Genomic DNA, 25,843 nt, shown 5'->3' with positions numbered 1-25,843 from the left:
GCTCAGAGGGTTCGGAGCATCCGTGTGTTGCCGAGGGTGTTCGGCTTGACCCGCTCGAGGTCGAGGAACTCGGCGACGCCCTCGTCGTACGAGCGCAGCAGCTCGGCGTAGACGGCGTGCGACACGGCCTGGCCCTCGATGGCGGCGAACCCGTGCCGCTCGAAGAAGTGCGTCTCGAACGTGAGGCAGAAGAGGCGTCGCACCCCGATGTCGCGGGCCACCTCGACGAGCTCCTCGAGGATCCGGCCGCCTAGCCCCGTGCCGAGCTGGTCGTCGGCCACGGCGAGGGTGCGGATCTCGGCGAGGTCCTCCCACATGACGTGCAGCGCCCCGCACCCGACGACGCGACCGTCGACCTCGGCCACCCGGAACTCCTGCACCGACTCGTAGTAGGTGACGGCCTCCTTGCTCACGAGGACGCGTCGCTCGGCGAGGGGAGCGACGAGCGCGCGGATCGCCCGGATGTCGGCGGTCCGCGCCCGCCGCAGCACCGGCGCGTCGCTCACGCGAGGTTCCCGTCGCGGAACTGCGCGAAGAGGCGTCGGGCCTCGGCGCCGAGCACGACGATCGACTGCTGCCCGGCCCACCCGAAGGCGCCCTTGGCGACACCGCGGCCGACCTTTAGCGGGTTGAGCGTGTGCAGGCCCGCGGTGAAGGTGAGGATCTGCTCGGCGTCGAGGTTGCTCCTGCCGACCGTGCTGAAGCTCGTCAGGGCCTTGGGGATGGCGATGGGCCCGGCCAGCTTCGCCTTGATCGCCGCCGCGAGGATGACCTCGCCCTGGTGGCGTGACCGGCCGAAGTCGCCGTCGGGCAGGGTCTTGCGCTCGCGTGCGTAGGCGAGGGCCTCGGCACCGGTCAGTGTCTGGGCGCCGGCCTTGATGACCATGTTCTTGGCGTGCGAGGCGACGACGGTCTTCGGGATGACGATGGGGATGCCGCCCTGCTCGTCGACGACCTTCTTGAAGCCGGAGAACCCGATGACGACGTAGCCCTGCAGGGGAAGGCCGGTGACGCGTCGGACGGTGGCGACCTGCGCGGCGGGGCCGCCGAACACCATGGCGGAGTTGATCTTTCCCTTCCCGCCGGTCGACAGGGGCACCCAGAGGTCGCGCGCCATGCCCATGACGCCGCCACCGCCGGAGCCGTCCTGGCCGATGACCTGGAGCACGTCTGCCCGGGTCCGTTCGAGGGGCTGGCCCTTGCGTGCGTCCGACCCGATGGCAAGCACCCAGCGGGGGCCCTTGGGGCCCAAGGACGGCCGGTCGACGCCGAGGCCGGGCCACCAGCCTCCGACGACCTTCCACGTGGGCCCGACGGCGAGTGTGACATCGTCGCCGGCCGTGACCACGGCGACCGGGGTGCCCATCCACGACCCGACGGACGCCGTGGCCCCCGCGGGCAGTGCAGCGGGCTTGCGCGCGGCGAGATCGGACTTCGCGCTGGGGCTCGCGGCGGCGCCGAGGTCGCCTCCGGCGTAGACCCGCTTGACGAGCGCCGCCAGCGGGGCCGGCGCGCCGGCGATGCCGTCGCCCGGGGTGGGGGTCGCGGAGGAGGTGCCGCTCGAGCCGGTGCCGGTGGCCGCGTTCGAGACCGACCCGGACGCGGGGGAGCCGGTCGGCGAGGAGGTGCACGACGCCAGCAGGGCCACGCTCGCGGCGGCCACGACGGCGACGCGCGTGCCGGTGCGGCGACGCGTGGCGGGGCGGTGCACGGAAGTCACCGCCCCACCGTAGACGACCGGTTCACGCGACGCGGGAGGCCGTCCGAACGAGGGAACGAGAGGCCAGGACCGAGGCCAGCACGACCGCCCCGGCGAGCGCCGACGTCACGACGAACCGTACGACGAGCGCCGTGTCGAGGTGGCTGGAGAAGGGCAGCATCAGGACGAGGACGAACCCCGCCGACAGGCCGATCGTCACCGCGAGCGGCAGCGCCACCTCCAGGGCGCGCGCCCGGTGCAGGGCCGACTGCCCCGTGCCGGCCAGGGCCAGCGCGCGGTACTGGTCGCGCTGGTCGAGCACCCGCGCGGCCTGGACGACGCCGGTCGAGGTGGCTCCGACGACGGTGATGATCGCCAGGGTGACGAAGGCGCCGGTGCCGAGGTCGGCCGCGAGGTACTGCTCGAGACCGGGCGCCGGGTCGTCGACCACGGTGAGGCTCGTGAACCCGGTGACGACGACGGCGAGCCCGAGCGCCCCGACGGCCCGCCACGTGCTCTTCGGGTCGTCGACGATGCGTCGGGCCGCGAGCAGCGTCGTGGCGGTGGGCGCCACCCGGGCGGCGAGGCGCCCGGCGACCATGACGACCCACGGCCCGACCGCGTTGACCGCGAGGATCACCGCGCCGAGCACGAGGACGATGACGACGCGGTCCGGCTCCTTCATGGGCGTGATGACGAGCACCCAGGCGGCGCCGGCGGCAGCCGCGACGAGCAGCCGCAGCAGGCTGAGCCGCTTCGGGCTCGTGCGGGCCGCGACGCCGAGCGGGCTGACGGCCACCCGGGCCAGGCTCGACGCACCCGACAGCACCGCCACGACGACCACGGCGGCCACGACGAGGCCGGTCTTCCACAGCGGCAGCAGCAGCTCGCCGAGGTCGAAGGCGTGGCCCTGGAAGGTCAGCCGTGCCACGAGCGGCAGCACCGCGACGTAGAGGACGACGCCGACCAGTGCGCCGACGAGGGCCTGGGCGGCCGCCTCGGTCAGCGTCATGAGGGTCACCTGCCCGGTCGTGCCACCCGCGAGCCGCAGCGCCGCGAGCCGCTGATCACGCCGGGCGATGGCCAGGCGCGCAGCCACGCCGCCGAGGGTGAGGATGGGGATGACCATGCACGTCGTCGCGATCCACGCGAGTGTGACGTAGAGGTCGCCGATCGTGGCCGCGTCGATCGACAGGCCGCCGGCGTCGGCGCCCGGGGGCGTCGCGTTGCGCGCCTCGAAGGCGGTCAGCCCCGCTACGCAGACGAGCAGCGACGCCGTCGCGACCGCAAAGGACACGATGGCGAGCACGCCGGGCACCCGGTCCTCGCCGGCTCCGGCCCGGCGCAGCCGCCACCACAGCGACAGTGCAGCCCTCATCGGGCCACCCCCGGCGCCGGAACCGCCACGGACGCGTCGGGCGCCGTGCCGGGCGCCGTGCCGGGCGCGACGCCGACTGTGGCTCCCGGTCGGCGCGTCGTCCGCTCGACGACGCGCCCGTCCCGCACCCGCACGACGGTGCCGCACCACGCTGCGACGTTCTCGTCGTGCGTCACGACGACGAGGGCCGCGCCGGTGTGGGCGGCCAGGTCGGTGAGGTGGCGCATCACGTCTGCGCTCGTGTGCTGGTCGAGGGCGCCTGTCGGCTCGTCGGCGAACACGACGCCGGGGCGCGCCACCATGGCCCGGGCGATGGCGACGCGCTGGGCCTGCCCGCCCGACAGCTCGCCGGGGCGTCGCTTCTCGAGGCCGGCGAGCCCGAGCGGCGCGAAGAGCGGCATCGCCTGGCGCGTCGCGGTCCGTCGCGAGACCCCGTCGAGCATGAGCGGCAGGGCCACGTTCTCGACGGCGGGCAGCTCGGGCAGAAGCATCCCCTGCTGGAAGACGAAGCCGAAGTCCTTGCGGCGCAGGGTGGTCCGCTCACGGTCGGACATCCGGGCGACGTCGCGGCCGCGCCACAGCACTTGGCCGCCGGTCGGGCGCAGGATGCCGGCGAGCACGTGCAGCAGCGTCGTCTTGCCCGAGCCCGACGGGCCCATGACGGCGAGGCTCTCGCCGGGTCGCACGGTCAGGTCGACGCCCCCGAGCGCTGGCGGGGTCTGGCCGGGGTTCCGGCCGTAGGTCATGACGAGGTCCGTGGCGACGAGGCCCTCGGTCGCGTTCTGGTTCTGGCTCATGGCCCCAACCCTCGCCGCGCGGGGTGGTCCACGTCGTCGGCCGACGGGACCGACGCGTCCGGCCCGGCTACGACCGGGGTCTGACGAGAGTGAGCTCCGGCGTCCGCCCTCGGTCGAAGGGCGCCGACGCCGTCGGACGCGGGGACGGCGAAGGGGCCGGGGAGACGTGTCCCCGGCCCCTTCGGCCGTGTTGTCCTACCGCGTCAGCGGTTCAGCGCTCGCCGCCGGCCACCCCGTGGTCGGGGTAGACGGTGTCGTCGGGCACCGACGGGCCGGCCGTCACGTTGACACCCAGGGCCTCGTCGAGGGCCGCGCCCTCGGGCAGCGCCGGGAGGTCGTCGGCCGGGCGGTGCGACGCGTCGGGGTGGGCCATGTCGGAGAAGGTGAACGTCTCCTCCTTGCCCTCGCCCTCGGTGTCGACCTTGATGTACTGCCCGGACGTGAACTCGGCGTAGAGGATCTTCTCCGAGAGGGCGTCCTCGATCTCGCGCTGGATGGTGCGACGCAGCGGGCGCGCACCGAGCACGGGGTCGTAGCCCTTCTTGGCGAGCAGGTCCTTGGCCGCCTGCGTGAGCTCGATGCCCATGTCCTTGTCCTTGAGCCGCTTGTCGAGCTTGGCGATCTCGAGGTCGACGATCTGCGTGATCTCGTCCTTGTTGAGGTGCGGGAACACGATGGTGTCGTCGACGCGGTTGAGGAACTCGGGCCGGAAGTGCTGCTTGAGCTCGTCGGTGACCTTCGCCTTCATACGCTCGTAGTCCGAGCGGCTGTCGGGCCCGGCCGAGAAGCCCATGTTGGCCTTGGAGATGTCCCGCGTGCCGAGGTTGGTCGTCATGATGATGACCGTGTTCTTGAAGTCGACCATCCGACCCTGGGAGTCGGTGAGGCGGCCGTCCTCGAGCACCTGGAGCAGCGAGTTGAAGATCTCCGGGTGGGCCTTCTCGACCTCGTCGAAGAGCACGACGGAGAACGGCTTGCGGCGCACCTTCTCGGTGAGCTGGCCGCCCTCCTCGTAGCCGACGTAGCCGGGGGGCGAGCCGAACAGGCGGCTCACCGTGTGCTTCTCGGAGTACTCGGACATGTCGAGCTGGATGAGCGCGTCCTCGCTGCCGAAGAGGAACTCGGCGAGCGTCTTGGCCAGCTCGGTCTTACCGACGCCGGTGGGGCCGGCGAAGATGAACGAGCCACCCGGACGACGCGGGTCCTTCAGACCGGCGCGGGTGCGGCGGATCGCCTGGGACAGCGCCTTGACGGCGTCGTCCATGCCGACGATGCGCTTGTGCAGCTCGTCCTCCATGTGGAGCAGTCGGCTCGACTCCTCCTCGGTCAGCTTGAAGACCGGGATGCCGGTGCTGGCAGCCAGGACCTCGGCGATGAGCTCCTCGTCGACCTCGGCCACGACGTCCATGTCGCCCGACTTCCACTGCGCCTCGCGCTCGGCCTTCTCCTGTCGCAGGCGTTTCTCGTCGTCGCGGACACGGGCCGCGCGCTCGAAGTCCTGGCCGTCGATCGCCGACTCCTTCTCGCGGACCAGCGCGGCGATCTTCTCGTCGAAGTCGCGCAGGTCCGGCGGCGCCGTCATCCGGCGGATGCGCAGTCGTGCGCCCGCCTCGTCGATGAGGTCGATCGCCTTGTCCGGGAGGAAGCGGTCGTTGATGTACCGGTCGGCCATGTTCGCCGCGGCGACGAGCGCGCCGTCGGTGATCGTGACCCGGTGGTGCGCCTCGTAGCGGTCGCGCAGGCCCTTGAGGATCTCGATGGCGTGCGGCAGCGTCGGCTCCTGCACCTGGATCGGCTGGAAGCGCCGCTCGAGGGCCGAGTCCTTCTCGATGTGCTTGCGGTACTCGTCGAGCGTCGTCGCGCCGATCGTCTGCAGCTCGCCGCGGGCCAGCATCGGCTTGAGGATGCTCGCCGCGTCGATGGCGCCCTCGGCAGCACCGGCACCGACGAGCGTGTGGATCTCGTCGATGAAGATGATGATGTCGCCGCGGGTGCGGATCTCCTTGAGGACCTTCTTGAGCCGCTCCTCGAAGTCACCGCGGTAACGGCTGCCGGCCACGAGCGAGCCGAGGTCGAGGGTGTAGAGCTGCTTGTCCTTGAGCGTCTCGGGCACCTCGCCCTTGACGATGTCCTGGGCCAGGCCCTCGACGACGGCGGTCTTGCCGACGCCGGGCTCGCCGATGAGGACGGGGTTGTTCTTGGTGCGGCGGGACAGCACCTGCATGACCCGCTCGATCTCCTTCTCGCGCCCGATGACCGGGTCGAGCTTGCCCTCGCGGGCGGCCTGCGTGAGGTTGCGGCCGAACTGGTCGAGCACGAGCGACCCCGCCGGGGTGCCCTCGCCCTGGGCCTGGCCGACTCCGGCGCCGGCCTTCTCGCTGCCCTGGCCGCCCTGGTAGCCCGACAGGAGCTGGATGACCTGCTGGCGCACCTTGTTCAGCTCGGCGCCGAGCTTGACGAGCACCTGCGCGGCGACGCCCTCGCCCTCACGGATGAGGCCGAGGAGGATGTGCTCGGTGCCGATGTAGCTGTGGCCGAGCTGGAGGGCCTCGCGCAGCGAGTACTCGAGGACCTTCTTGGCGCGGGGCGTGAAGGGAATGTGGCCGGTGGGGGCCTGCTGCCCCTGGCCGATGATCTCCTGGACCTGGGCCCGGACCGCTTCGAGCGAGATGTCGAGCGACTCGAGGGCCTTCGCGGCGACGCCTTCGCCTTCGTGGATCAGACCCAGGAGGATGTGCTCGGTCCCGATGTAGTTGTGGTTGAGCAGGCGCGCTTCCTCCTGCGCGAGGACAACCACCCTCCGGGCCCTGTCGGTGAACCGTTCGAACATGTTCTTCTCCTGACTGATCGAGAGACATCTCGATGCTATCCGTGCCCGCTGTCGACGAGCACAACCCGACCAACGCGGCGGCGTCGGGTCCTGTTCCCCATCCTGAGTCGGTTGCGCTCAGGTTCGGCCTCTGTTCGCCGTGGGCGAAACGCTGTCCACCCCTCGACCCACGCCTCCGGCCGCGCGACCGAGCTGTGCTGGAGGGACAAGTGGCCGGATCGAACCGCCCGAACGCCCCTCTCCGGCCACTTCCCGCGCGTCGATCCGGCCGCTCGACCCGTCCACGTGCGGTCGGCGGGGTTCGTGGCGGCGGGCCCGATGCGTCAGGCGGGTGGGTGACGGCGGGCGAAGCGCCGGTGCAGGTCGTGCACCTCGTCCTCGAGCTGGGGTGCCGGGCCGGCGACGACGGCGTCCGGCACGACGTCGGTGATGGCGAGCGCGCGGACCGGAGAGGGCGGCGCGCCCCACGACGCCCGCCACCGGCCCAGCTGCTCGCTGCTGACGGCGTAGACGATCCGGCCCAGGCCCACCCAGCCGTGCGCGGCCGAGCACATGGCGCAGTGCTCGCCCGAGGTGTAGACCGTGGCCGCGGCGCGCTCCGATCCGGTGAGGCGCGCGCCGGCCCAGCGGGCGATGGCGAGCTCGGGGTGCTGCGTCTCGTCCATCTCGACGACGTGGTTGTGGTCCTCGAAGAGCACCTCGCCGTCCGCGGACACGAGCACCGAGCCGAACGGCTCGTCGCCGCGCTCGAGCGCCAGTCGGGCCAGCTCGACGGCCCGGCGCAGGTGGACGAGGTCGGCCGCGGTGACGCGTGTGGCATCGGTGTCGTCGGGCACGCCCGACGCGTCGGTGCCCGTGGCGTCGGTGCCCGTGGCGTCGGTGCCACTCACGCGACCCTCCCGGTGACGAGCGCGAACGTGACGAAGGCGCCACCGTCGGCCTCGAGCATCTGCTGCACCGGCGAGGTTGCCTGGCCCTTGAGCTCGTTGACCGCCCGCTCCCACAGCAGCCAGTTCGCGCAGCCCTCCGGCTGGGTGCGCGCCGTGACCGACGCGAACGCGCGGCTGAAGTCCCACTGGCTGCGCAGCCACTCGGCGGTGTGCCAGGCAGCGGTCTCGGCGCCGACGACCTTGTCGACGTGGTCGGGGATCTCGCCGAGCTCGCGCACCTCGGTGGTCAGCGCCGGCGTCGCCACGCCGAGCTGGCCGCCCGGGCGCAGGAACTTGGCGACGTAGGGCGGGTAGTGGTCGCCGGTGCCGAAGTACTCCCACGCGTCGATGCTGAGGATCGCGTCGAAGGCGCCGCGGCCGAAGGGCAGCTGGTGGGCGTCGACCCGCACCGGCAGGACGCGGTCGGCCACGCCCTCCTTGTCGAACACGGCGGCGGCCTCGCTCGGGTCGACCCAGAGGTCGGCCGCCACGACCTGCACGCCGTACTCCTTGGCCAGGAACACCGACGTCGCGCCGAGGCCGGACCCCAGGTCGAGCACGCGCATGCCCGGGCGCAGGTCGAGGTCTGCCGCGAGGTCCTCGAGCAGCCACAGCGGGTGGGGGCCCATGTCGAGGTCGACGAGCCACATGGCGTCGTACTTCGCGGACTTGGGAAAGGCGTCCTTCGTGAGGTGGTCCAGCGCAGGCATGCCCTGATCCTCCCTGTCACGGGTCCCGGCGTCGACCGAGATCCACTGTGCGAGCTGGCGACGCGGCTCAGGAGAGGCGCGCGAGGTCGTCGGGCGTCAGTGCCGCGACCGACGTCCGCCCCGTGAGCGCCAGCTGGAGGTCGAGCTCGGCCCGCAGGTTGCGGAGCACCTCGGCGACGCCGGTCGCACCGCCCAGCGCCAGCCCGTACACGTGGGGCCGACCGACGCCGACCGCACTGGCTCCCAGTGCGAGGGCGACGAAGGCGTCTGCGCCGCAACGGATCCCGCTGTCGAACACGATCGGCATCGCGGACCCGGCGCCGCGGACCACGTCAACGACCCCGGGCAGCGCGTCGAGCGCCGCTACCGACCGGTCGACCTGCCGCCCGCCGTGGTTCGACACCCAGAGCCCGTCGACGCCCTCGTCGACCGCGCGCAACGCGTCCTCGGGGTGCAGCACGCCCTTGAGCACGACGGGCATCGTCGTCAGGGCGCGCAGGCGCGGTAGGTCCTCCCACGTCAGCGACGGCCGGCTGAAGACGTCGAGGAACACCTCGACCGCGGCCCGCGGCTCGGCCGAGGTGAGGTTGCGACGCGTGTCGCCCGGGTGGTTGCGGCTCATCGACAGCAGCGTCGACACCGCCGCCGGGGTGGGGCGCGGACGCTCTTGTGCCCCAGCGGATTCCGCGGCCGCGACGCGCTCCGCCACCAGCCGGCGGAAGACGGGGTCGGACGTGTACTGAGCGATGCCCTCGCCGCGCGCGAACGGCAGGTGCCCCAGGTCGAGGTCGCGCGGGCGCCAGCCGAGGTAGGCGGTGTCGAGGGTGACGACGAGCGCCTCGCTGCCGCAGGCCTCGGCGCGCGACACGAGGCTTTCGACGAGGTCGTCGTCGCTGCTCCAGTACAGCTGGTACCAGTGGCCGGACCTTCCGAGCTCGCGCGCGACGTCCTCCATCGGCACCGACGCCTGGGTGCTCAGGACCGGCGTCACGTGCTGCTCCCGTGCGCCCCGGGCAACCGCGAGGTCGGCGTCGGCGTGCGCCATCGACAGCACGCCGATGGGGGAGACGAGGAAGGGTGAGGCGTGGCGGCGTCCGAACAGCTCGACCGACTGGTCGCGCTCCCGGGTGTCGACGAGCATGCGGGGCACCACCTGCCAGCGGTCGAAGGCCTCGCGGTTGGCGCGCGCGGTGGCCTCGGACCCGGCCGACCCTGCGACGTAGGCGAACCCGCGCCTCGACATGACGCGTCGGGCGGCCTCCTCCAGCTGCGTGCCGTCGGTGGGGACCTCGGGCCGTCGCCCGAAGGCGCCCGCCCGGTAGATCGCCGACTGCACCGCGCGGCCGAGTCCTGCCTCAGGCATCGAACCTCCTCCTCATGCTCACCACGTCACCGACACCGTGTCGCGCCACCAGCGCTCGAGCGCGTCGACGGGCTCGGCGTCGGTGCGGCTCCACAGCCGCAGGAACAGCTCGACCGCACCACCGGTCCAGGCCACGTCGGCGCCCGCGTCCAGTGCCTCGACGTCGGTGATCCGGGTCGTCGTCGCCGGGCGGTCGGGGGCGAGGTCGAGCAGCCAGGCGAGCGACGCGTCGTCGGGCCGCACGAGCAGCCGCGTCGGCCGTTCGGGCTGGGCCCCCTGCTTGCGGCGCGGCACGAAGCCGGTCAGCAGCTCGTCGAGGCCGTCGGCGGCCGGGCGCGGGCGCAGCCACGTCTCGTCGGCGCGAGGCGCCCGGCCGAGGCGGGCCGCCATGGCGTCGACGGCGTGCACCGAGGTCTCGAAGCACTGCCGCCGCGTCCAGAAGACGCGGGGCGCGGGCGCGTCGTGCAGGAAGGTGAGGGCGTCGAGGTCGTCCGGCGCGTCGGACAGGGCCTGCAGCAGGCCGGTGGCACCCTCGTCGAACCACTCGAGCACGTCGGACGCGCTGCGCCCCTCAGCCTCGAACCGCTGCGGGTCCTGCACCGGGGCGCCTCGTACGTGGCTCGTGGCCCAGCGGTGCACCATCCCCTGGTGGGCCACGAGGTCGAGCACCGTCCAGCCGGGGCACGTGGGCACCGACGCGTCGAGGCCGGCCGAGCCGGCGTTGCCGCGCAGCACGGTCGAGGCGGTGCCCAGGCCCTCGCCGAGGTCCTCGAGCGTCATGCCGGACGCCAGCACCGAGGCGGGGCTCGACGAATCGGACGCGTCGGGGGAGTGCTGGCTCACGGCCCGAGTCTGCCGCACCGGAGCCCGACCCGCGGCGGGCAGCGACGGCGCCCGGCAGCGGGCGTGGACGGGGCACCCGGCCCGCGGCGGTAGATTTCGCCCGAGGGACGGCCACCGCCGCCCGTCCGTAACGCCCGAGAAGACCCCGGAGGCCCGCCGTGGACGCCAGCGACCTGCTGCGCAACTCCCTCCTGCAGCTGTCGAAGCAGGAGAAGATCCGAGACGTCATCGAGAAGGCGCCCGTGTCGCGCTCGGTCGTCAAGCGCTTCGTGCCCGGCACCGACCGCGCCGACGTCGTCGGTGCCGCCGGCGAGATCGCCGCCTCCGGGCGACTCGCCACGATCGACTACCTCGGGGAGGACTGCCTCGAGCTCGCCCAGGCCGAGCACACCCGCGACGCGTACGTCGGGCTCCTCACGGGCCTGTCGGAAAAGGGCCTGACCCAGGGCGGCGCCGTCGAGGTCTCGCTCAAGCTGAGCGCCCTCGGCCAGGCCCTGCCGGGCGACGGCGACAAGATCGCCCTCGACCACGCCCGCGAGATCTGCACGGCGGCCGATAAGGGCGGCACGACGGTCACCCTCGACATGGAGGACCACACGACCACCGACCGCACCCTCGAGTCGCTGCGCGAGCTGCGCGCCGACTTCCCGAGCGTCGGCGCGGTGCTGCAGGCCTACCTCTACCGGACCGAGGCCGACTGCCGCGACCTCGCCACCGCCGGCTCGCGCGTCCGGCTCTGCAAGGGCGCCTACAAGGAGCCCGAGTCGGTCGCCTTCCAGTCCAGCGCCGACGTCGACAAGTCCTACGTGCGCTGCCTCAAGGTGCTCATGAAGGGCGACGGCTACCCGATGGTCGCCTCGCACGACCCGCGCCTCATCGAGATCGCCGGGGCGCTCGCGGGCCAGGCCGGCCGCGACCCGAGGTCGTTCGAGTACCAGATGCTCTACGGCATCCGGCCCGAGGAGCAGCGTCGCATCGCCGACCGCGGCGACCAGATGCGCGTGTACATCCCCTACGGCCAGGAGTGGTACGGCTACCTCATGCGGCGGATGGCCGAGCGCCCCGCCAACGTCATGTTCTTCCTGCGCGGCGTCGCCACCAAGGGCTGACACCTCCGGTGCCAGCGCACCGACCCCACCCATCCCACCCGACCCCACCGGCTGAGGAGGCCACGATGACGACGACCGCGATCTTCGGAGCCGGTGTCATGGGCGAGACGCTCGTGTCCGGGCTCATCCGCTCGGGCCGCCCGGCCGCCGACCTCGTCGTCACCGGCCGCACGCCGGAGAAGGTCGACGCGCTCGCGGGGCGCTACGGCGTCCGGGCGCTCTCGAACGCCGACGCCGCCGACGCTGCGGACACCCTGGTGCTCTGCGTCAAGCCCCAGGACATGGCAGGGCTGCTGGACGAGATCCACGACCACGTGGCGCCCGGCAACGTCGTCGTGTCGCTCGCGGCCGGCATCACGACCGAGTACCTCGAGTCGCGCCTGCCCGAGGGGACGTCGGTCGTGCGCGTCATGCCGAACACGCCGGCGCTCGTCGACGAGGGGATGGCCGGCATCGCGCCGGGCAGCCACTGCACCGACGACCACCTGGCCGAGGCCGAGGCGCTGCTGTCCTCGTGCGGCAAGGTCGTGCGGCTCGCCGAGAAGCACCTCGACGCCGTCACCGCGATCTCCGGGTCGGGCCCGGCGTACATCTTCTACGTCGTCGAGGCGATGATCGAGGCAGGCGTCGTGCTCGGCCTGCCCCGGGCCACCTCGACCGAGCTCGTCGTCCAGACGCTGTACGGCGCCGCGACGATGCTCAAGGAGACCCGCGAGCACCCGACGGTGCTTCGCGAGCAGGTCAGCTCGCCCGGTGGCACGACGGTCGCGGCGCTGCGCCAGCTCGACGACCACAAGGTGCGCGCCGCGTTCGTCACGGCGATGGAGGCCGCGGCGGCCCGCAGCAAGGAGCTGGCCTCCGGCCAGGGCTGAGAGGACGCTGGTTGCATGGACGGCACGAGCGGACCGGGCGCACCGGACGCACCGGACGCAAGGAGCGGAACGGGCGGAACGGACGGCCGAGGTGCAGGCCACCCCGCGATGCACCTGCACACCGTCGGCCCCGACGACTGGGAGAGCCACCGCGAGATCCGCCTCGAGATGCTGGTCGCCGCGCCCGACGCCTTCTGGTTCACCCACGCCGACGAGGCCGTCTACGACGAGGCCGACTGGCGCGAGCGGATCGAGGGTGCGTGGCTCGTGCAGGCCCGGGACGCGTCGGGGGTGCTCGGCAGCGCTGGCCTCGGTTCGCACTGGGAGCCCGAGAGAGCCACCGTCGCAACCCTTTTCGGCATGTACGTCGCGGCGCGTGCCCGAGGACGCGGTGTGGGCGAAGCACTCGTGCAGGCCGTTCTCGACGAGGCCCGACGGCGCGGCAAGTCCGAGGTGGTCCTCGAGGTGACGAGCAACAACCCGGCTGCGCAGGCGCTCTACGAGCGGTGCGGCTTCGTGGCCACCGGTGCGACGCACCCGCACCCGCGCCGCGGGGAGCTGCACGAGATCGAGATGGTCGCCCGGCTCACGGACTCCTGACACGGGTCGCCCACGCCGGGCTGACTCGGGTGGCCGCCGGCGGGTCGCCGTCTGCAGACGCGTCGGTGAGCCCGTGCTGACCCGCGGGGCAAATGTTCACGCCCCCGCGGGTGCGCGCCGTCGGGGCTTCGTGCGAAGGTTGCTCCATGACGGAGATCACCGTGCGCCCCCTGGGCGAGGACGACTGGCAGGACTACCGATCGGTCCGGCTCGCCGCCCTGCGCGAGTCGCCCGAGGCGTTCGCGGCCTCGATCGGCGAGGAGGAGGCCTACGGCGAGGATCTCTGGCGCGAGCGCATGCGACGATCGGCCCGCCTCGTCGCCGAGCGCGACGGGGGCGCGGTCGGCGTCGTCAGCGTCGGTACCGCGAAGTCCGAGGAGGCCTCTGCCGGAGAGCTGTTCGGCCTCTGGGTGCACCCCGAGGCCCGTGGTTCCGGCGTCGCCACGACGCTCGTCAAGGAGGGTGCCCGCCTCGCCACCGAGCGCGGTCAGACCCATCTCGTCTACTGGGTCGGCACCGAGAACGGCCGCGCCGTCGCCTTCGCGAGCGGCATGGGCTTCCGCCCCACCGACTACCGCCGCCCGATGGGTGTCGTCAGCGAGGAGGACGGCGAGGAGGAGATCGCCATGGTCCTTCCGCTCGGCGCCGACCGCAGCCCCGCGCTGCACCTCTGAGCCCGTCGTCCGCGCCCGTCCGAGCCGTCGTCGAACGCGTCGTCGAACGCGCCGCCGAACCGGGGCGGCCGTCGTGCGCGGATGACGACGTGGGGTCAGGACGGCGTCGGCCGACGCCCGAACGGGGCGGTCGCCGCCCACAGGAGCGCGAGGGCCAGCGCCCAGCCGGGGTGACCGGCGCGCACCAGGCCGACCGCGGCCGCCGCGAACAGCACGAGCTCGACGCCCAGCCGGGCCGGGTCCTCGAGTCGGTGCGCCGCCCGCGGGGCCACCCACCGGCCCCACACCGCGGCGGCCAGCACCGGGAGCGCGACCGCGAGGACCACGCCGAGCGCCGCCCCACCCGTCGCGCCCGACGTCCAGCCGCCCACCCCGAGGGCCACGAGCATCCCCAGCTCGGAGGCGAACCGTCCGGCGCCGACGAGCAGCCACGGACCGGTCGGCGTCGCGGGTGCCGACGACCTGTCGTTCGACGCCTGGTCGACGCGACGGGTGCTCACGGGCGCGCGGCGAAGCGCTCGATGAGCTCGGTAGGGCCGCTGACGATGAGCATGTGGTGCGCCGAGATCTTCGTCTGCGGTACCGCGTACGTGAAGTCCTCGCCCGGAGCCTTGACCCCGACGATCGTCACCCCGTACTTGCGGCGCACCTGGCTCTGCTCGAGCGTGAAACCGATGGTCTCGCTCGGCGGCTTGAGCTTCACGATGGCGAACCCGTCGTCGAACTCGATGTAGTCGAGCATCTTGCCGTTGACGAGGTGCGCGACGCGTCGGCCCGAGTCGGCCTCGGGCGAGATGACGTGGTGCACCCCGATGCGGCTGAGGATCCGCTTGTGCTCGGGGGAGAGCGCCTTGGCCCAGATGGAGGGCACCCCGGCGTCGACGAGGTTGGCGGCCGCGAGCACCGAGGACTCGACCGAGGAGCCGATGCCGACGATGGCGATCTTCGGGCTGGCGTCGCGGATCATCTCAAGGGCCGAGGAGTGCGCCATGTCGGCGTGCACGACCTTGGCCACCTTGTTGACGTAGGACTCGGCGATGCCGTTGTCGCGCTCGACGGCGATGACCCGGTGGCCGAGACGCGTCAGCTCGAGGGCGACGGCGGAGCCGAAGCGTCCGAGTCCGATGACGATGACGTCGTCGTCGAACAGGCGGTTGCGGGCCATGTGAGATACCTCTTTCGCGGGGCTCGCGCCTCCTCGGACGCGATAGCGTCTCAATCATGCCAAGTCAGGCTCGGGTCGTCTGGGACTCCTCGTTCACGCGGTACGACTTCGGGCCGACCCACCCCATGGCGCCCGTCCGCCTCGACCTCACGGCGCGCCTCTGCGACGCCCTCGGGGTGCTCGACGCGCCGGGCGTCGAGGTCATCGGTGCCGACCCAGCGCCGGACGCCCTCATCGAGACGGTGCACGAGGCCGACTACGTCGCAGCCGTGAAGGCGGCGTCCGAGGACCCTGCGTCGGCCGACGGGTCCTACGGCCTCGGCACCGACGACGACCCCGCCTTCCGCGGCATGCACGAGGCGAGCGCCCGCGTCGTGTCCGGCACCGTCGACAGCGCCCGGGCCGTCTGGGAGGGCAGCACCGAGCACGCCGTGAACTTCACAGGCGGCCTGCACCACGCGATGCCCGGCGCCGCCAGTGGCTTCTGCGTGTACAACGACATCGCCGTCGGCATCCGGTGGCTGCTCGACCACGGCGCCGAGCGCGTTGCCTACGTCGACGTCGACGTACATCACGGCGACGGCGTCGAGCGGATCTTCTGGGACGACCCGCGGGTGCTGACGATCTCCGTGCACGAGTCCGGCCGGGCGCTCTTCCCCGGCACCGGCTGGCCGAGCGACATCGGCGGCAAGGGCGCCGAGGGCACCGCGGTCAACGTGGCGCTGCCACCCGGTCTCACCGACGCCGGCTGGCTGCGCGCCATCCACGCCGTCGTCCCGGCGGTCGTGCGGTCCTTCAAGCCCGACGTCCTCGTCACCCAGCACGGCTGCGACACGCACGCCGAGGACCCCCTCGCGCACTTCGCCGTCACGGTCGACGCCCAGCGCGCCGCGGCCGACGCGTTCCACCGCCTCGCGCACGACGTGTGCGACGGCCGCTGGGTGGCGCTCGGCGGCGGCGGGTACGAGGTCGTCGACGTCGTGCCGCGCACGTGGACGCACCTGACGGCGATCGCCGCGCACGCCCCGATCAAGACCTCAGTCGAGGTGCCGCAGGACTGGCGCGACCACGTCGAGCGGGTGTTCGGCCGGCCCGGCCCGCGACGGATGGGCGACCTCACCGCCGAGGACGGCCCGCTGTGGTGGCGGTCCTGGGAGATGGGCTACGACCCGGCCAGCGAGGTCGACCGCGCGGTCATGGCGACGAGGTCGGCCGTCTTCCCGCACCACGGTCTCGACATCCACTTCGACTGAACCTTTGGCGCCTGCTTCGCCCGGCGCGTGCCGCGGCGCCCGCCAGGCGTCGCCTTCCTCCGCTCCGCTCGCTCGTTCCTCGCTCGCTCCACTTCGTCCAGGCGACGCCGGCGCCGCGGCCTGTTGTTGGCCCCTTGGCTCGCAGCGCCGCGGCTCTCGGCTTGCCCTACGATCGCGCGGGTGTCCGACGACGACTCCTCCATGAGCCCCGCGTCCTTCCCGGACCGTCCGATCCGTGCGATCCGTACCGGGACCACCCCGCCGACGGCGCAGCTGGTGCTCGTCGGGTTCTTCGTGGCCCTCGCCGTGGGGTGCACGGGCTGGCTGTGGTCGACGATCGCGCCCGACCTGGCGATCAGGGCCAACCCCGTCACCGTCACCGATGCCGACGTCGACGGCTCCTGCCACGTCAAGAAGTTCGCGCTCGCGGACTGTTCGGTGACGCTGACCTACGTCGTCGACGACCAGACCCACGTGGTCGCCCGTGACTACTTCTGGGTCGACTTCAGCAGGCACGACTACACCACCGACGTCGTCGTGGCTGCCGACGATCCTGCGAACGCCACGGCGTCGGTCGCCCTCGAGAAGCTGCCGAACCGGATCCTCACCGCCGTCGGGCTCCTGCTGCTCTTCCTCGGGTGCGCTGTGGTGCCGCTGCGCCACTTCCGTCGGTCGCGCCGCGCCCGTGCCCGCTATGCGACCGAGCAGCCGCTCCGCTTCGTGCCGGTGCCGGTCGTCGGCGTCCAGGAGGTGTTCCTGCGCGGCAAGGCGTACCGGTTCACCGCGCCGGACGGCAGCGGGCCGAAGCACACGAGCCTCATCACCGACAAGGAGTGGCTCCCTACCGGCTGACCGACGGGCGTCTGCTCGCGGCGGTGGCCGACGGGGCGGACCCGGTCCTGCTCGACCAGGGACTCACGCGGCTCGACCTCAGCGACGAGGAGCGGGCCCGGATCGCCACAGCCGCAAGCGTCCTCATCGCGGCGCCGGCGCCCCAGCGCTGAAAACCGGCTGGCCACCCGGCGCATCGTCGTCGTACCCTTTCCGGCACGGCGACGACGGGCCTGACGATCCTGAGCCGAGCACGACAAGAGGCCACCGCACTTCCGCGGTGGCGAAGGTGTGGTGGCACAGCGACATTCCCCATCGCCCACACCTCCGGGGCACGAACCCACCGGAGGTGAACGGAATGCAACCGACCCCAGCGACCGTCACGACGCACGTGACACCCACCCCTGAAGGACCTGCCGGCGCTGCCGGCCCGGCCCGCGTCCTCGCGCGCGACCTCGCCACCGTCGGCGACGGCGGCGCAGCGGTTCTCATGGGCTGGGTGCACCGGCGTCGCGTCCTCGCCAGCGTCAGCTTCCTCGTCGTGCGCGACCGCTCGGGCCTGGCCCAGGTCGTCGTGCGTGAGCCCGAAGCCCTCGCAGCCCTCGCGTCGGTACCCGAGGAGACGACGGTGCGCGTCACCGGACGCGTCAGTCTCAACCCATCGGCACCCGGCGGCGCCGAACTCGTCGAGCCGGTCCTGGAGGCCCTGACCGAGCCCGCCGAGGCGCCCCCCGTCGAGCTGTGGCGCCCGACGTTCGGGGCCGGGCTGCCGACGCTGCTGGACCACGCGGCCGTGACACTGCGGCACCCGCGCCACCGCGCCGCGTGGGCCATCGCCTCGGCATCGATGCGCGGGTTCCGTTCTGCGCTGGGCGGACTCGAGTTCACCGAGATCGCCACACCGAAGCTCGTCGGCACCGCCACGGAGTCCGGGGCCAACGTCTTCACCGTCGACTACTTCGGGCGCACGGCCTACCTGGCGCAGAGCCCGCAGCTGTACAAGCAGATTCTCGTGGGCGTGTTCGAGCGGGTCTTCGAGGTGGGCCCGGTCTTCCGGGCCGAGCCGCACGACACGGTGCGCCACCTCGCGCAGTACACCTCGCTCGACGCCGAGCTCGGCTTCGTCCGCGACCACCGCGACGTGCTCGGGGTGCTGCGTCAGGCCGTGGCCGGGATGGTCGAGGCGGTCCGGGAGGACGCGTCCGACGCCGTGTCCACGCTCGGCATCGAGCTGCCCGTCGTGCCGGAACAGATCCCGGTGGTCCACTTCAGCCACGCGCTGGCCCTCGTCGGTGCGGACCCGGACGAGCCCGACCTCAGCCCTGCGCACGAGCGTGCCTTGGGGGAGTGGGCGCTGGCCGAGCACGGTTCGGACTTCCTTGCCGTGGAGGGCTACCCGATGGCCAAGCGGCCGTTCTACACCCACCCGCAGCCCGGCGACGAGCGCTGGAGCAACAGCTTCGACCTGCTCTTCCGCGGCCTCGAGCTGACGACCGGCGGGCAGCGGCTGCACCGACCCTCGGACTACGCGGCGGCGCTCGCGCGCACCGGCACCGACCGGTCGCTCCTCGCCGGCTACCTCGACGCGTTCGCGCACGGGATGCCTCCGCACGGCGGTTTCGCGATCGGCCTGGAGCGCTGGGTCGCGCGCCTGACCGGGGCCGAGAACGTCCGCGAGGTGACGCTGTTCCCGCGCGACCTGCACCGTCTCGAGCCCTAGGCAGGCGTCCTCCGACACAGCGGCCGGGCTCCGGAATCACCGGAGTCCCTCGGCGCGCCTCCTTGCCTTTCCCGGCCGGATTTCCTCGTCCACTTCCCCTCCAGTCACATCTGCCCCTAGTGTTGCTTCTTGCACCTGCGTGCAGTTTCGCCGGAGGGGAAGCCGGCGACGCGCGGATGCACCCAACAGAAGATCGGGGTATCACATGTCGAATGAGCGCCAGCTCGCCGAGGTGCGGTTCCTGACCGTCGCCGAGGTCGCCTCGATCATGCGCGTGTCCAAGATGACGGTCTACCGGCTCGTCCACGGCGGGGAGCTCCCCGCCGTACGGGTCGGCCGCTCCTTCCGGGTTCCGGAGGATGCGGTGCACAAGTACCTGCAGACGTCGTACATCGACACCGCGTGACATCAGCGTCACACCGCACCAGAGGGCGGTCCGGGCCACACCGCCCGGACCGCCCTCTTGTCGTCCCGGCAGGGGTCCGGCGTGGGGCTCGCGCCCGGGTCGGGCGAGGTCATGGGCCACTGCTTTTGGGTTCGACGCCGCGCACACGCTAGGCTGTGAAGCCTGTTCGGCTCGTGACACATCGACTGCACTGCCTTTGACGGTGTGTCGACGCAGGTCGGCACGTTCGTCAGCAATCCAGTCGCACGACAAGGACAACCATGGGCTCTGTCATCAAGAAGCGCCGCAAGCGGATGGCGAAGAAGAAGCATCGCAAGCTGCTGCGCAAGACGCGTCACCAGCGTCGCAACAAGAAGTGACCTGACTCCTTCCGGAGTCATCCGTCGCGGGCCCGGCCCGCGACACCGTCGACCCTCGCCCGACCTCGGCTGGGGGTCGTTCGCGTCTCCGGGGGCGGATGTCGGTGGGCGACGGGCTCGCAGCGCGCGCCTGTGCGACGAGACCCACACCGCGTCGCGCGGCACGGACGGGGGAGTGCTGGGTAGGCTTTCCAAGGACGAGGGAGCCGGCGCTCCGGCGCCCGGGCCCGACCGTCGCACCCCCTGCTGACCGCCGAACCCGAGGACTGGAGGAGCCGATGGCCAAGGTCGTTCTGGTGACCGGAGTCTCCCGGTACCTCGGCGGCCTCTACGCGCGGCGCCTGTCCGCCGATCCGGCCATCGAACGCATCCTCGGCGTCGATGTCGTGCCACCGCGGCACTCGATCGGCCGCGCCGAGTTCGTCCGGGCCGACATCCGAAACCCGATGATCGGGCGGATCATGGCGCAGGCGAAGGTCGACACCGTCGTGCACATGAACGTCATCGCCACCCCCAAGGACACCGGCGGGCGGATGACGCAGAAGGAGATCAACGTCATCGGCACGATGCAGCTGCTCGCCGCGTGCCAGAAGTCGGAGTCGGTGAGCCGCCTCGTCGTCAAGTCGTCCGCGGCCGTGTACGGCTCGTCGCCGCGCGACCCCGCGATGTTCAGCGAGGACATGAGCCCCAAGACGATGCCGCGCACCGGCTTCGGCAAGGACTCCGTCGAGGTCGAGGGCTATGTGCGCGGCTTCTCCCGGCGCCGCCCCGACGTCGAGATCACGATGCTGCGTCTGGCCAACGTCGTCGGCCCGAGCATCCACACCGCGCTCACCGACTACTTCGCCCTGCCGGTCGTGCCGGTGCCGCTCGGCTTCGACGCGCGCTTCCAGTTCCTCCACGAGGACGACGCGACGGCCGCCATGATCCTCGCGACCACCGGCCCGGCCGTCGGCATCGTCAACGTCGCTGCCGATGGCTTCCTCACCGTCACCCAGTGCACCGCCATCGCGCGCCGCCCGATCCTGCCCGTGCCGCTCGCCGCCGCGGGGATCTTCGGCAGCGTCGTGCGCCGCAGCGGCCTGGCCGACTTCTCGCGCGACCAGCTGACCTTCCTCGCCTTCGGCCGCGGCCTCGACACCCACCGGATGCGTGAGGTCCTCGGGTTCGAGCCGCAGTACACGACGCGTTCGGCCTTCGAGCACTACGCCCACCACCTGCGGCCGGCCGTTCCGGGTGTCGACGGCGTGTCCGACGCCGTCACCGACGCCGCCGGAGGCACGGCCGCCGCCATCGCCCGCGTCTTCGACAGGATCCAGCCGTGAGCCCCGCCCGCCAGGAACCGGACGCCCCGACCGGTCCGACCGACGCCAACGCGACCGACGCCAACACGACCGACGTCAGCGGCGCGACCGACGCGACCGACGGTGCATCCGTGGCTCGCCCGGCCGCGAAGACCCCTGCCGCGAAGGACCCGGCCCCGAAGAAGGCGACCCCGAAGAAGAAGGCGACGCCGAAGAAGAAGGCGCCGGCGGACAAGGCCGTGTCGAAGAGGTCGACGACCAAGCAGTCTGCGAAGAAGACCACACCGAAGAAGCGGACCGACGCACGGAGCGGTGCGGCGACGGAGCCGCAGGAAGGCCGGTCGCCGACGACCGCGGCACCTGCCAGGAAGGCCGTGGCGGCCGCGACGAGGCCGAGCAGGGGCGCCTTCGCCGCCGGGGCCGCGCGGGCGTCGGGGGAGCGACTGCGCCGGTCCGGCACGCCGCTCCTGTCCGCCGACACCGTCGAGCTGAGCGCCGCCCGGCGCCGCCGCGTCGAGCAGGGCGGCCCGGACCAGACCGCACCCGTCGATCACGTCGAGCCCGTCGAGCCCGTCGAGCCCGTCGAGCCCGTCGAGCCCGTCGACCCCGCCGAGCCGGTGACGCCGACCGCCGAGGACCTCCTCGAGCCGACCGACGCATCCACGCCCACCGCGTCCGCCCCCCGGGCCGGCGTCGACGCCCCTGCGGCCCCCACCACACCGAGGTCCCGGCCGAGTCGCGCGGCCATCCGTGCCAGCCGCACCGAGTCGGCCTCCCGGGCCGCGCACCCGACGGCGGTTCCCAGCGACGAGCCAGGCCCGGGCGAGCGCGCCCGTGGAGCCGCCGCCGACACGTCCGGCACGCCAGGCACGTCTGGTCGCGACGACGCACCCTCGGTCGAGCCACCGAGGGCGCCCCCCGTCCGGACGCGTCCGCCGCGCCGGGTGCCGCTGCCCCCGGCGTCGACGCCCGCGTCGCCCTCGGTCGAGGAGGTGCGCGAGCGTGCCCGGCTGCGGGCCGTGCCGCCGATCGAGGAGCCGGAGGCCGGCGGCGTCGCCGCCGAGGGGGCCGACCTCGCCAGCGCCCTCGGCCTCACCGGGCTGCAGTCCAAGGCGGAGCGTCTCGTCGGCGCCGTCCTCGAGGCCGCCGAGTTCAGCAGCGAGTCACGCCCCGGGCCGGCAGAGCTCGTCGAGCTCGCCGTCAACGTCTTCCGCGCGGCGGCGACGTCGGCCGGGCTGCCCGCCGAGGACGTCGAGCGGCAGGTCGCCGAGACCCTCGCGTACCTCCGGCGCCGTCTCACCGGCGACTACACCGTCGACGAGTTCGGCTTCGACGAGGACTACACCGTCCACATCCACCTGCCGCTGCTGCGCCCGTTCTACCGGTCGTGGTTCCGGGTCGAGGTGCGCGGCATCGAGAACATCCCGGCCGAGAGCGGCGCGCTCGTCGTCGGCAACCACTCCGGCACCGTGGCGATGGACTCGCTCATGACCCAGGTTGCCGTCTACGACGAGCACCCGCAGCACCGGCACCTGCGCATGCTCGGGGCCGACCTCGTCTTCCAGCTGCCGTTCATCGGCACGATGGCTCGCCGGTCCGGCTCGACGCTCGCGGCCAACACCGACGCCGAGCGGCTGCTGCGTGGCGGCGAGCTCGTCGGCGTGTGGCCCGAGGGGTTCAAGGGCGTCGGCAAGCCGTTCAGCGAACGGTACAAGCTCCAGCGCTTCGGCCGCGGCGGCTTCGTGTCGGCCGCGCTGCGGGCCGGGGTGCCGATCGTGCCGGTGTCGATCGTCGGGGCAGAGGAGATCTACCCGATCCTCGGCAACATGCCTGCCGTCGCGCGGCTGCTCGGCCTGCCCTACGCACCGATCACGCCGACGTTCCCGCTGCTCGGCCCGCTCGGCATGATCCCGCTGCCGAGCAAGTGGCTCATCGAGTTCGGGCCGCCCATCGACACGACGTCGTTCGGTCCCGACGCGGCCGACGACCCGATGCTCGTCTTCGACCTCACCGACCAGGTGCGCGAGACGATCCAGCAGACGCTCTACAGCCTGCTCATGCAGCGCAAGTCCGTCTTCCTCTGACCCCGCCCGACGCGTCAGCCCACCCTCGCGTCCGCCAGACCCCGCGTCCGGCCCCCTCGGTCTGCCGCGACGGGTCGAGTGACCGGATCGACGGGCCGAAACGGCCCCATGGAAGCGTTCAGCCGGTTCGATCCGGTCACTCGACCCACGGAAGCGCGCCCGGGAGGCAGACCCGGGAGCGCACCCGGGCCCAGGGGCAGGGCCTCAGTGGGTCAGGGCAGCTTCGGGAGCGAGGTCGCCAGCGGCAGCTGCGGCACGGTGACACCCGGGAGCGTGATGGGAGGCAAGCCGGTGACCGACACGGTTCCTCCTCCGACACCACCGCCGCCAGAGGTCAGGCTGACGCTCGGCAGGTGCACCGTGGCGCCCGGCAGGCTGACGCCGCCACCGCCGACGCCGACCGAGGACGATGACACGCCGACGCCCGGCAGCTGGATGGTGCTGCCGGGCAGGGTCACGCCGCCGGTGACGCCGAGGCCGGGAAGGGGGACTCCGCCGACCCCTGGCACGGTCACCGTGCCGCCGGGTTGTCGCGGGACGGTGGCACGTGGCGACGCGGGCGTGGTCGGGCGACCGGCCGACGGCTGGGGGAGCGAGGAGGCCCCGGACGAGGACGACGCGGGCGTGACGACCGCCGACAGCAGCTGGCGGGCCTGGGTGGCGCGGTCGCCACAGGCCGAGCAGGCGGCGAGCTCGCGCAGCACGGCGACGCGGTTCTGGGTCAGCAGATCGTGCAGGCGCTGCCACGACGGGAGCGCCGCGGCGGGCACCTGGTCACGCAGCGCGTCGACCTGCGGGAGGGCCCGGGCGTAGAAGTCGGCGAGCTCGGTGAGCGCGTCGGTGCGGTTGTCGCTGTGGTACGCCTCGATCAGGAGGGTCTGGGCGCGGGTGGTGGAGTCGGAGGCGAGGTCGAGCGCTGTCTCGACGTCACCGGCAGCCGGGGCGCCGCGGTCGACGAGGTCGCGGGCCTCGCCGATGTGCTGCTCGGCCTGCGCGAGGTAGGTCAGGCCCTGGTCGAACCGCGACCCGGACAGCTGCACGGCCGCCCGGTCGAGCACCTGCTTCACGCCGTAGAGCGCGTCGCCCGGCAGCGCCGAGCGCGATGCCCAGCCGAGGGCGCCGCCGACGACGAGCAGGGCCGCGGCGGCCGCAGCGACGTAGCGCAGCGGGCGTGCGGCGACGCGCAGCACCGACACCGTGCCGCCACTCGAACCGCCGCCGTCGCCCGAGCCGTCGGGCTCGGTGTCGACGCCGGACGCGTCGCTGAGGGACTCGGGGCCGTCCGCGCTGGGGGCGCTCGTCGGCGCCAGCGGCTGGGTCGGGGAGCCGTCGGACGGGCCACCCAGGGGGACGACGGGGGCGGCGATGCCGCCGTCGTCCTCGAGGAGCCGGGCCCGCAGGTCGGCGACGAACTCGCGGCGCGGGGCCAGACCCGCCTGGTCGACCGCGGTGACGGCGTGGACGACCGCGACGAGCTCGAGGATGCCCGGCTCGGTGACGCGCTCGCCCTCGAGGGCACGCTGGAGGAGGTCGGCGTCGGACGTGGGGCCGAGGTCCATCTCTCTCCTCCTTCGGTGCTCGGGTCGTGCGGTCTATGTCGGTCGGTGTAGGTCAGTGTCGGTCGGTGTCGGTCAGTGGCGCGGTCGCGGTGGTGCGTTCGGGTCGTGCGTCAGGTGCGGTGCGTGGCCGGCGGACAGCCCCGACCGGCGCGCGTCTGTGCCCTGCCGGGGACCGACGCGGCAGCCGGCATCGATGGCGCCACCACGAAGGCATGGCGGACGGGGCGCTGCAGCGTCGGCGTCAGGGGTGCGCGGCGGTGCGCGGTGGCTGCGGGGTGCGGGTGGTGCGTCGTGTCGTGCCCTGCCCTCGGTGTCGTCGGAGTCGGAATCGCGGTCACGCGCCCCGGAGCGCCGGGAAGCGCGAGGGGCTGCGGTGCGGCCCCACACGACCCGTCCCGCTGTCGTGAGAACGACGCAGGTGCCACAGGCGTTACGGGGTTCACAGCTCGACCCCCTCGAGGGTCTTGCGCAGGGCCCGGGTGGCCCGCAGCTGCAGCTGCTTGACCGCACCCTCCGACTTGCCGAGGACCTTGGCGGTGTCGGCGAGGCTGAGACCCTGCAGGAAGCGCAGGGTGATGCACTCGGCCTGGTCCGAGCCGAGGCCGCGGATGGCCTCGACGAGGCGCTCGTCGCGCAGCCGGGCGAGGACCTCGGTGTCGGGGGCGTCGACGCGCTCGTCGGCGTCGCGCATGTCGGCGGTGGTGACCTCGAAGCGGAACCGCGCAGACTTCACGTGGTCGGCGATGAGGTTGCGCGCGATGGTGACGAACCACGCGGCGATGTCGCGGCCCTGCCAGGTGAAGGTGTCGATGCGGCGCATCGCCCGTAGGAACGTCTCGGACGTGAGGTCCTCAGCCAGCTGCCGGCTCGCCACACGCACGAGGACGTAGCGGAAGACGGTGTCGACGTAGGCGTCGTAGAGCTGCGCGAAGGCCTCGCGGTCACCGCCCTGGGCCAGCTCGACGAGCGCCGTGATGCGGGCCTGCTCGGCGACGTCACGCTCGAGGGTGCGGGTGCCGCGGCCGCCCCGGCCCGCCGGTGCGCCGGCACCGCCCTGTCCGCCGAGGGAGAAGCGCCCGGTGGCGCCGTCCTCGAGAGCCGCCCAGATGGCGTCGAGCGCCGAGCGCCACGACGGCAGGCCCGGGCCGAGCGAGCCGGCGCCGAGCGAGGCCGCCCCGGGGGCGCCCGTCGCGAGGGCAGGGGAGGACAGCGCCGCGGCCGGGACGAACCCCGGCGCGGCACCCCGTAGCAGCCGGCGGGCCGGCGTCCTCCTTGCACGCATCCGTCACAGTCTGGCCCAACATCGGCGCGGATCACAGTGCGTTCGCCCGATGTGACCGATCTGCTACCGATCGGTA

25 protein-coding genes are annotated in these 25,843 nt (G+C 72.9%); 12 read left to right on the top strand and 13 right to left on the bottom strand.

Translation table 11 applies throughout. The features are described from left to right. Positions 1-2: 2 nt before the first annotated feature. From AC3A5R_RS12610 to AC3A5R_RS12570, 9 genes are all read right to left on the bottom strand, one after another. Positions 3-506: an amino-acid N-acetyltransferase gene (locus tag AC3A5R_RS12610; RefSeq protein WP_323097807.1), complete on the bottom strand. Its 504-nt coding sequence runs from the start codon at positions 504-506 to the stop codon at positions 3-5. Beyond that, complete coding sequence (locus tag AC3A5R_RS12605) at positions 503-1,720, bottom strand: LCP family protein (RefSeq protein ID WP_487621096.1); 1,218 nt, start codon at positions 1,718-1,720, stop codon at positions 503-505. The genes AC3A5R_RS12610 and AC3A5R_RS12605 overlap by 4 nt, the downstream gene beginning before the upstream one ends. A gap of 22 nt (positions 1,721-1,742) precedes the next feature. Next, positions 1,743-3,077, bottom strand: a complete 1,335-nt coding sequence (locus tag AC3A5R_RS12600) for an FtsX-like permease family protein (protein WP_487621095.1) — start codon at positions 3,075-3,077, stop codon at positions 1,743-1,745. Next, positions 3,074-3,874 carry an ABC transporter ATP-binding protein gene (locus AC3A5R_RS12595; RefSeq protein ID WP_487621094.1) on the bottom strand — a complete coding sequence of 267 codons (801 nt, stop codon included), beginning with the start codon at positions 3,872-3,874 and terminating at the stop codon, positions 3,074-3,076. Before AC3A5R_RS12595 ends, AC3A5R_RS12600 begins: the two co-directional genes overlap by 4 nt. Before the next feature lie 211 nt (positions 3,875-4,085). After that, positions 4,086-6,704 carry an ATP-dependent Clp protease ATP-binding subunit gene (locus AC3A5R_RS12590; protein ID WP_323097819.1) on the bottom strand — a complete coding sequence of 873 codons (2,619 nt, stop codon included), beginning with the start codon at positions 6,702-6,704 and terminating at the stop codon, positions 4,086-4,088. Positions 6,705-7,027: 323 nt separating this feature from the next. Then, entirely contained in the window at positions 7,028-7,540 is a 513-nt protein-coding gene (locus AC3A5R_RS12585) for a nucleoside deaminase (RefSeq protein ID WP_487621198.1), read from the bottom strand. Between the two features lie 50 nt (positions 7,541-7,590). Further along, entirely contained in the window at positions 7,591-8,343 is a 753-nt protein-coding gene (locus AC3A5R_RS12580) for an SAM-dependent methyltransferase (protein ID WP_487621093.1), read from the bottom strand. Between the two features lie 67 nt (positions 8,344-8,410). Beyond that, positions 8,411-9,706 (bottom strand): alpha-hydroxy-acid oxidizing protein, encoded by a 1,296-nt coding sequence (locus tag AC3A5R_RS12575; protein ID WP_487621092.1) that lies wholly within the window; start codon positions 9,704-9,706, stop codon positions 8,411-8,413. Positions 9,707-9,724: 18 nt separating this feature from the next. Beyond that, positions 9,725-10,549 (bottom strand): maleylpyruvate isomerase N-terminal domain-containing protein, encoded by an 825-nt coding sequence (locus AC3A5R_RS12570; protein ID WP_487621091.1) that lies wholly within the window; start codon positions 10,547-10,549, stop codon positions 9,725-9,727. A 158-nt stretch (positions 10,550-10,707) separates the two neighbouring features. Between AC3A5R_RS12570 and AC3A5R_RS12565 the strand changes: the two genes are divergently transcribed. The 4 genes from AC3A5R_RS12565 to AC3A5R_RS12550 all read left to right on the top strand — a co-directional run bounded on the left by AC3A5R_RS12565 (position 10,708) and on the right by AC3A5R_RS12550 (position 13,804). Beyond that, the gene (locus AC3A5R_RS12565) at positions 10,708-11,658 is read left to right on the top strand and encodes a proline dehydrogenase family protein (protein ID WP_487621090.1); all 951 of its coding nucleotides are present in this window, start codon (positions 10,708-10,710) and stop codon (positions 11,656-11,658) included. Between the two features lie 65 nt (positions 11,659-11,723). Beyond that, positions 11,724-12,530, top strand: coding sequence for a pyrroline-5-carboxylate reductase (gene proC, locus AC3A5R_RS12560; RefSeq protein WP_487621089.1), 807 nt, complete (start codon positions 11,724-11,726; stop codon positions 12,528-12,530). A 108-nt stretch (positions 12,531-12,638) separates the two neighbouring features. Continuing rightward, complete coding sequence (locus AC3A5R_RS12555) at positions 12,639-13,130, top strand: GNAT family N-acetyltransferase (protein WP_487621088.1); 492 nt, start codon at positions 12,639-12,641, stop codon at positions 13,128-13,130. A 146-nt stretch (positions 13,131-13,276) separates the two neighbouring features. Beyond that, the gene (locus tag AC3A5R_RS12550; RefSeq protein ID WP_487621087.1) at positions 13,277-13,804 is read left to right on the top strand and encodes a GNAT family N-acetyltransferase; all 528 of its coding nucleotides are present in this window, start codon (positions 13,277-13,279) and stop codon (positions 13,802-13,804) included. A gap of 95 nt (positions 13,805-13,899) precedes the next feature. Here the strand turns inward: AC3A5R_RS12550 and AC3A5R_RS12545 are convergent, their stop codons facing one another. Together AC3A5R_RS12545 and AC3A5R_RS12540 are read right to left on the bottom strand one after the other, a co-directional pair. Next, positions 13,900-14,304, bottom strand: a complete 405-nt coding sequence (locus tag AC3A5R_RS12545) for a YrdB family protein (RefSeq protein ID WP_487621086.1) — start codon at positions 14,302-14,304, stop codon at positions 13,900-13,902. Then, entirely contained in the window at positions 14,301-14,969 is a 669-nt protein-coding gene (locus AC3A5R_RS12540) for a potassium channel family protein (protein ID WP_487621085.1), read from the bottom strand. The genes AC3A5R_RS12545 and AC3A5R_RS12540 overlap by 4 nt, the downstream gene beginning before the upstream one ends. A gap of 56 nt (positions 14,970-15,025) precedes the next feature. Between AC3A5R_RS12540 and AC3A5R_RS12535 the strand changes: the two genes are divergently transcribed. The 8 genes from AC3A5R_RS12535 to AC3A5R_RS12500 all read left to right on the top strand — a co-directional run bounded on the left by AC3A5R_RS12535 (position 15,026) and on the right by AC3A5R_RS12500 (position 22,926). Next, positions 15,026-16,222, top strand: coding sequence for an acetoin utilization protein AcuC (locus AC3A5R_RS12535; protein WP_487621084.1), 1,197 nt, complete (start codon positions 15,026-15,028; stop codon positions 16,220-16,222). 180 nt (positions 16,223-16,402) lie between these two features. Next, on the top strand, positions 16,403-17,074 hold the full coding sequence (locus AC3A5R_RS12530; protein WP_487621083.1) for a hypothetical protein: 672 nt from the start codon (positions 16,403-16,405) through the stop codon (positions 17,072-17,074). Beyond that, positions 17,056-17,226, top strand: coding sequence for a hypothetical protein (locus AC3A5R_RS12525; protein WP_487621082.1), 171 nt, complete (start codon positions 17,056-17,058; stop codon positions 17,224-17,226). The genes AC3A5R_RS12530 and AC3A5R_RS12525 overlap by 19 nt, the downstream gene beginning before the upstream one ends. A 185-nt stretch (positions 17,227-17,411) precedes the next feature. Next, a complete protein-coding gene (gene aspS, locus AC3A5R_RS12520; RefSeq protein WP_487621081.1) occupies positions 17,412-18,773 on the top strand; it encodes an aspartate--tRNA(Asn) ligase in 1,362 nt (453 codons plus the stop codon). A 205-nt stretch (positions 18,774-18,978) separates the two neighbouring features. Beyond that, a complete protein-coding gene (locus AC3A5R_RS12515) occupies positions 18,979-19,179 on the top strand; it encodes a helix-turn-helix domain-containing protein (RefSeq protein WP_013491514.1) in 201 nt (66 codons plus the stop codon). A gap of 260 nt (positions 19,180-19,439) precedes the next feature. After that, positions 19,440-19,538, top strand: coding sequence for a 30S ribosomal protein bS22 (locus tag AC3A5R_RS12510; protein ID WP_003792170.1), 99 nt, complete (start codon positions 19,440-19,442; stop codon positions 19,536-19,538). Between the two features lie 296 nt (positions 19,539-19,834). Then, positions 19,835-20,863: an NAD-dependent epimerase/dehydratase family protein gene (locus tag AC3A5R_RS12505; RefSeq protein ID WP_487621080.1), complete on the top strand. Its 1,029-nt coding sequence runs from the start codon at positions 19,835-19,837 to the stop codon at positions 20,861-20,863. Continuing rightward, on the top strand, positions 20,860-22,926 hold the full coding sequence (locus AC3A5R_RS12500; protein WP_487621079.1) for a 1-acyl-sn-glycerol-3-phosphate acyltransferase: 2,067 nt from the start codon (positions 20,860-20,862) through the stop codon (positions 22,924-22,926). Before AC3A5R_RS12505 ends, AC3A5R_RS12500 begins: the two co-directional genes overlap by 4 nt. A gap of 212 nt (positions 22,927-23,138) precedes the next feature. Here AC3A5R_RS12500 and AC3A5R_RS12495 read toward each other — a convergent pair whose 3' ends face one another. Together AC3A5R_RS12495 and AC3A5R_RS12490 are read right to left on the bottom strand one after the other, a co-directional pair. After that, positions 23,139-24,485 (bottom strand): DUF5667 domain-containing protein, encoded by a 1,347-nt coding sequence (locus tag AC3A5R_RS12495; RefSeq protein ID WP_487621078.1) that lies wholly within the window; start codon positions 24,483-24,485, stop codon positions 23,139-23,141. Positions 24,486-24,924: 439 nt separating this feature from the next. After that, the gene (locus AC3A5R_RS12490) at positions 24,925-25,767 is read right to left on the bottom strand and encodes an RNA polymerase sigma factor (RefSeq protein ID WP_487621077.1); all 843 of its coding nucleotides are present in this window, start codon (positions 25,765-25,767) and stop codon (positions 24,925-24,927) included. Positions 25,768-25,843 lie beyond the last annotated feature (76 nt).

The organism is Intrasporangium sp. Soil_C_50 (genome assembly GCF_057656595.1).
Note: the sequence above shows the minus strand (reverse complement) of the source record. Positions and strands in the feature narration are given on the sequence as shown.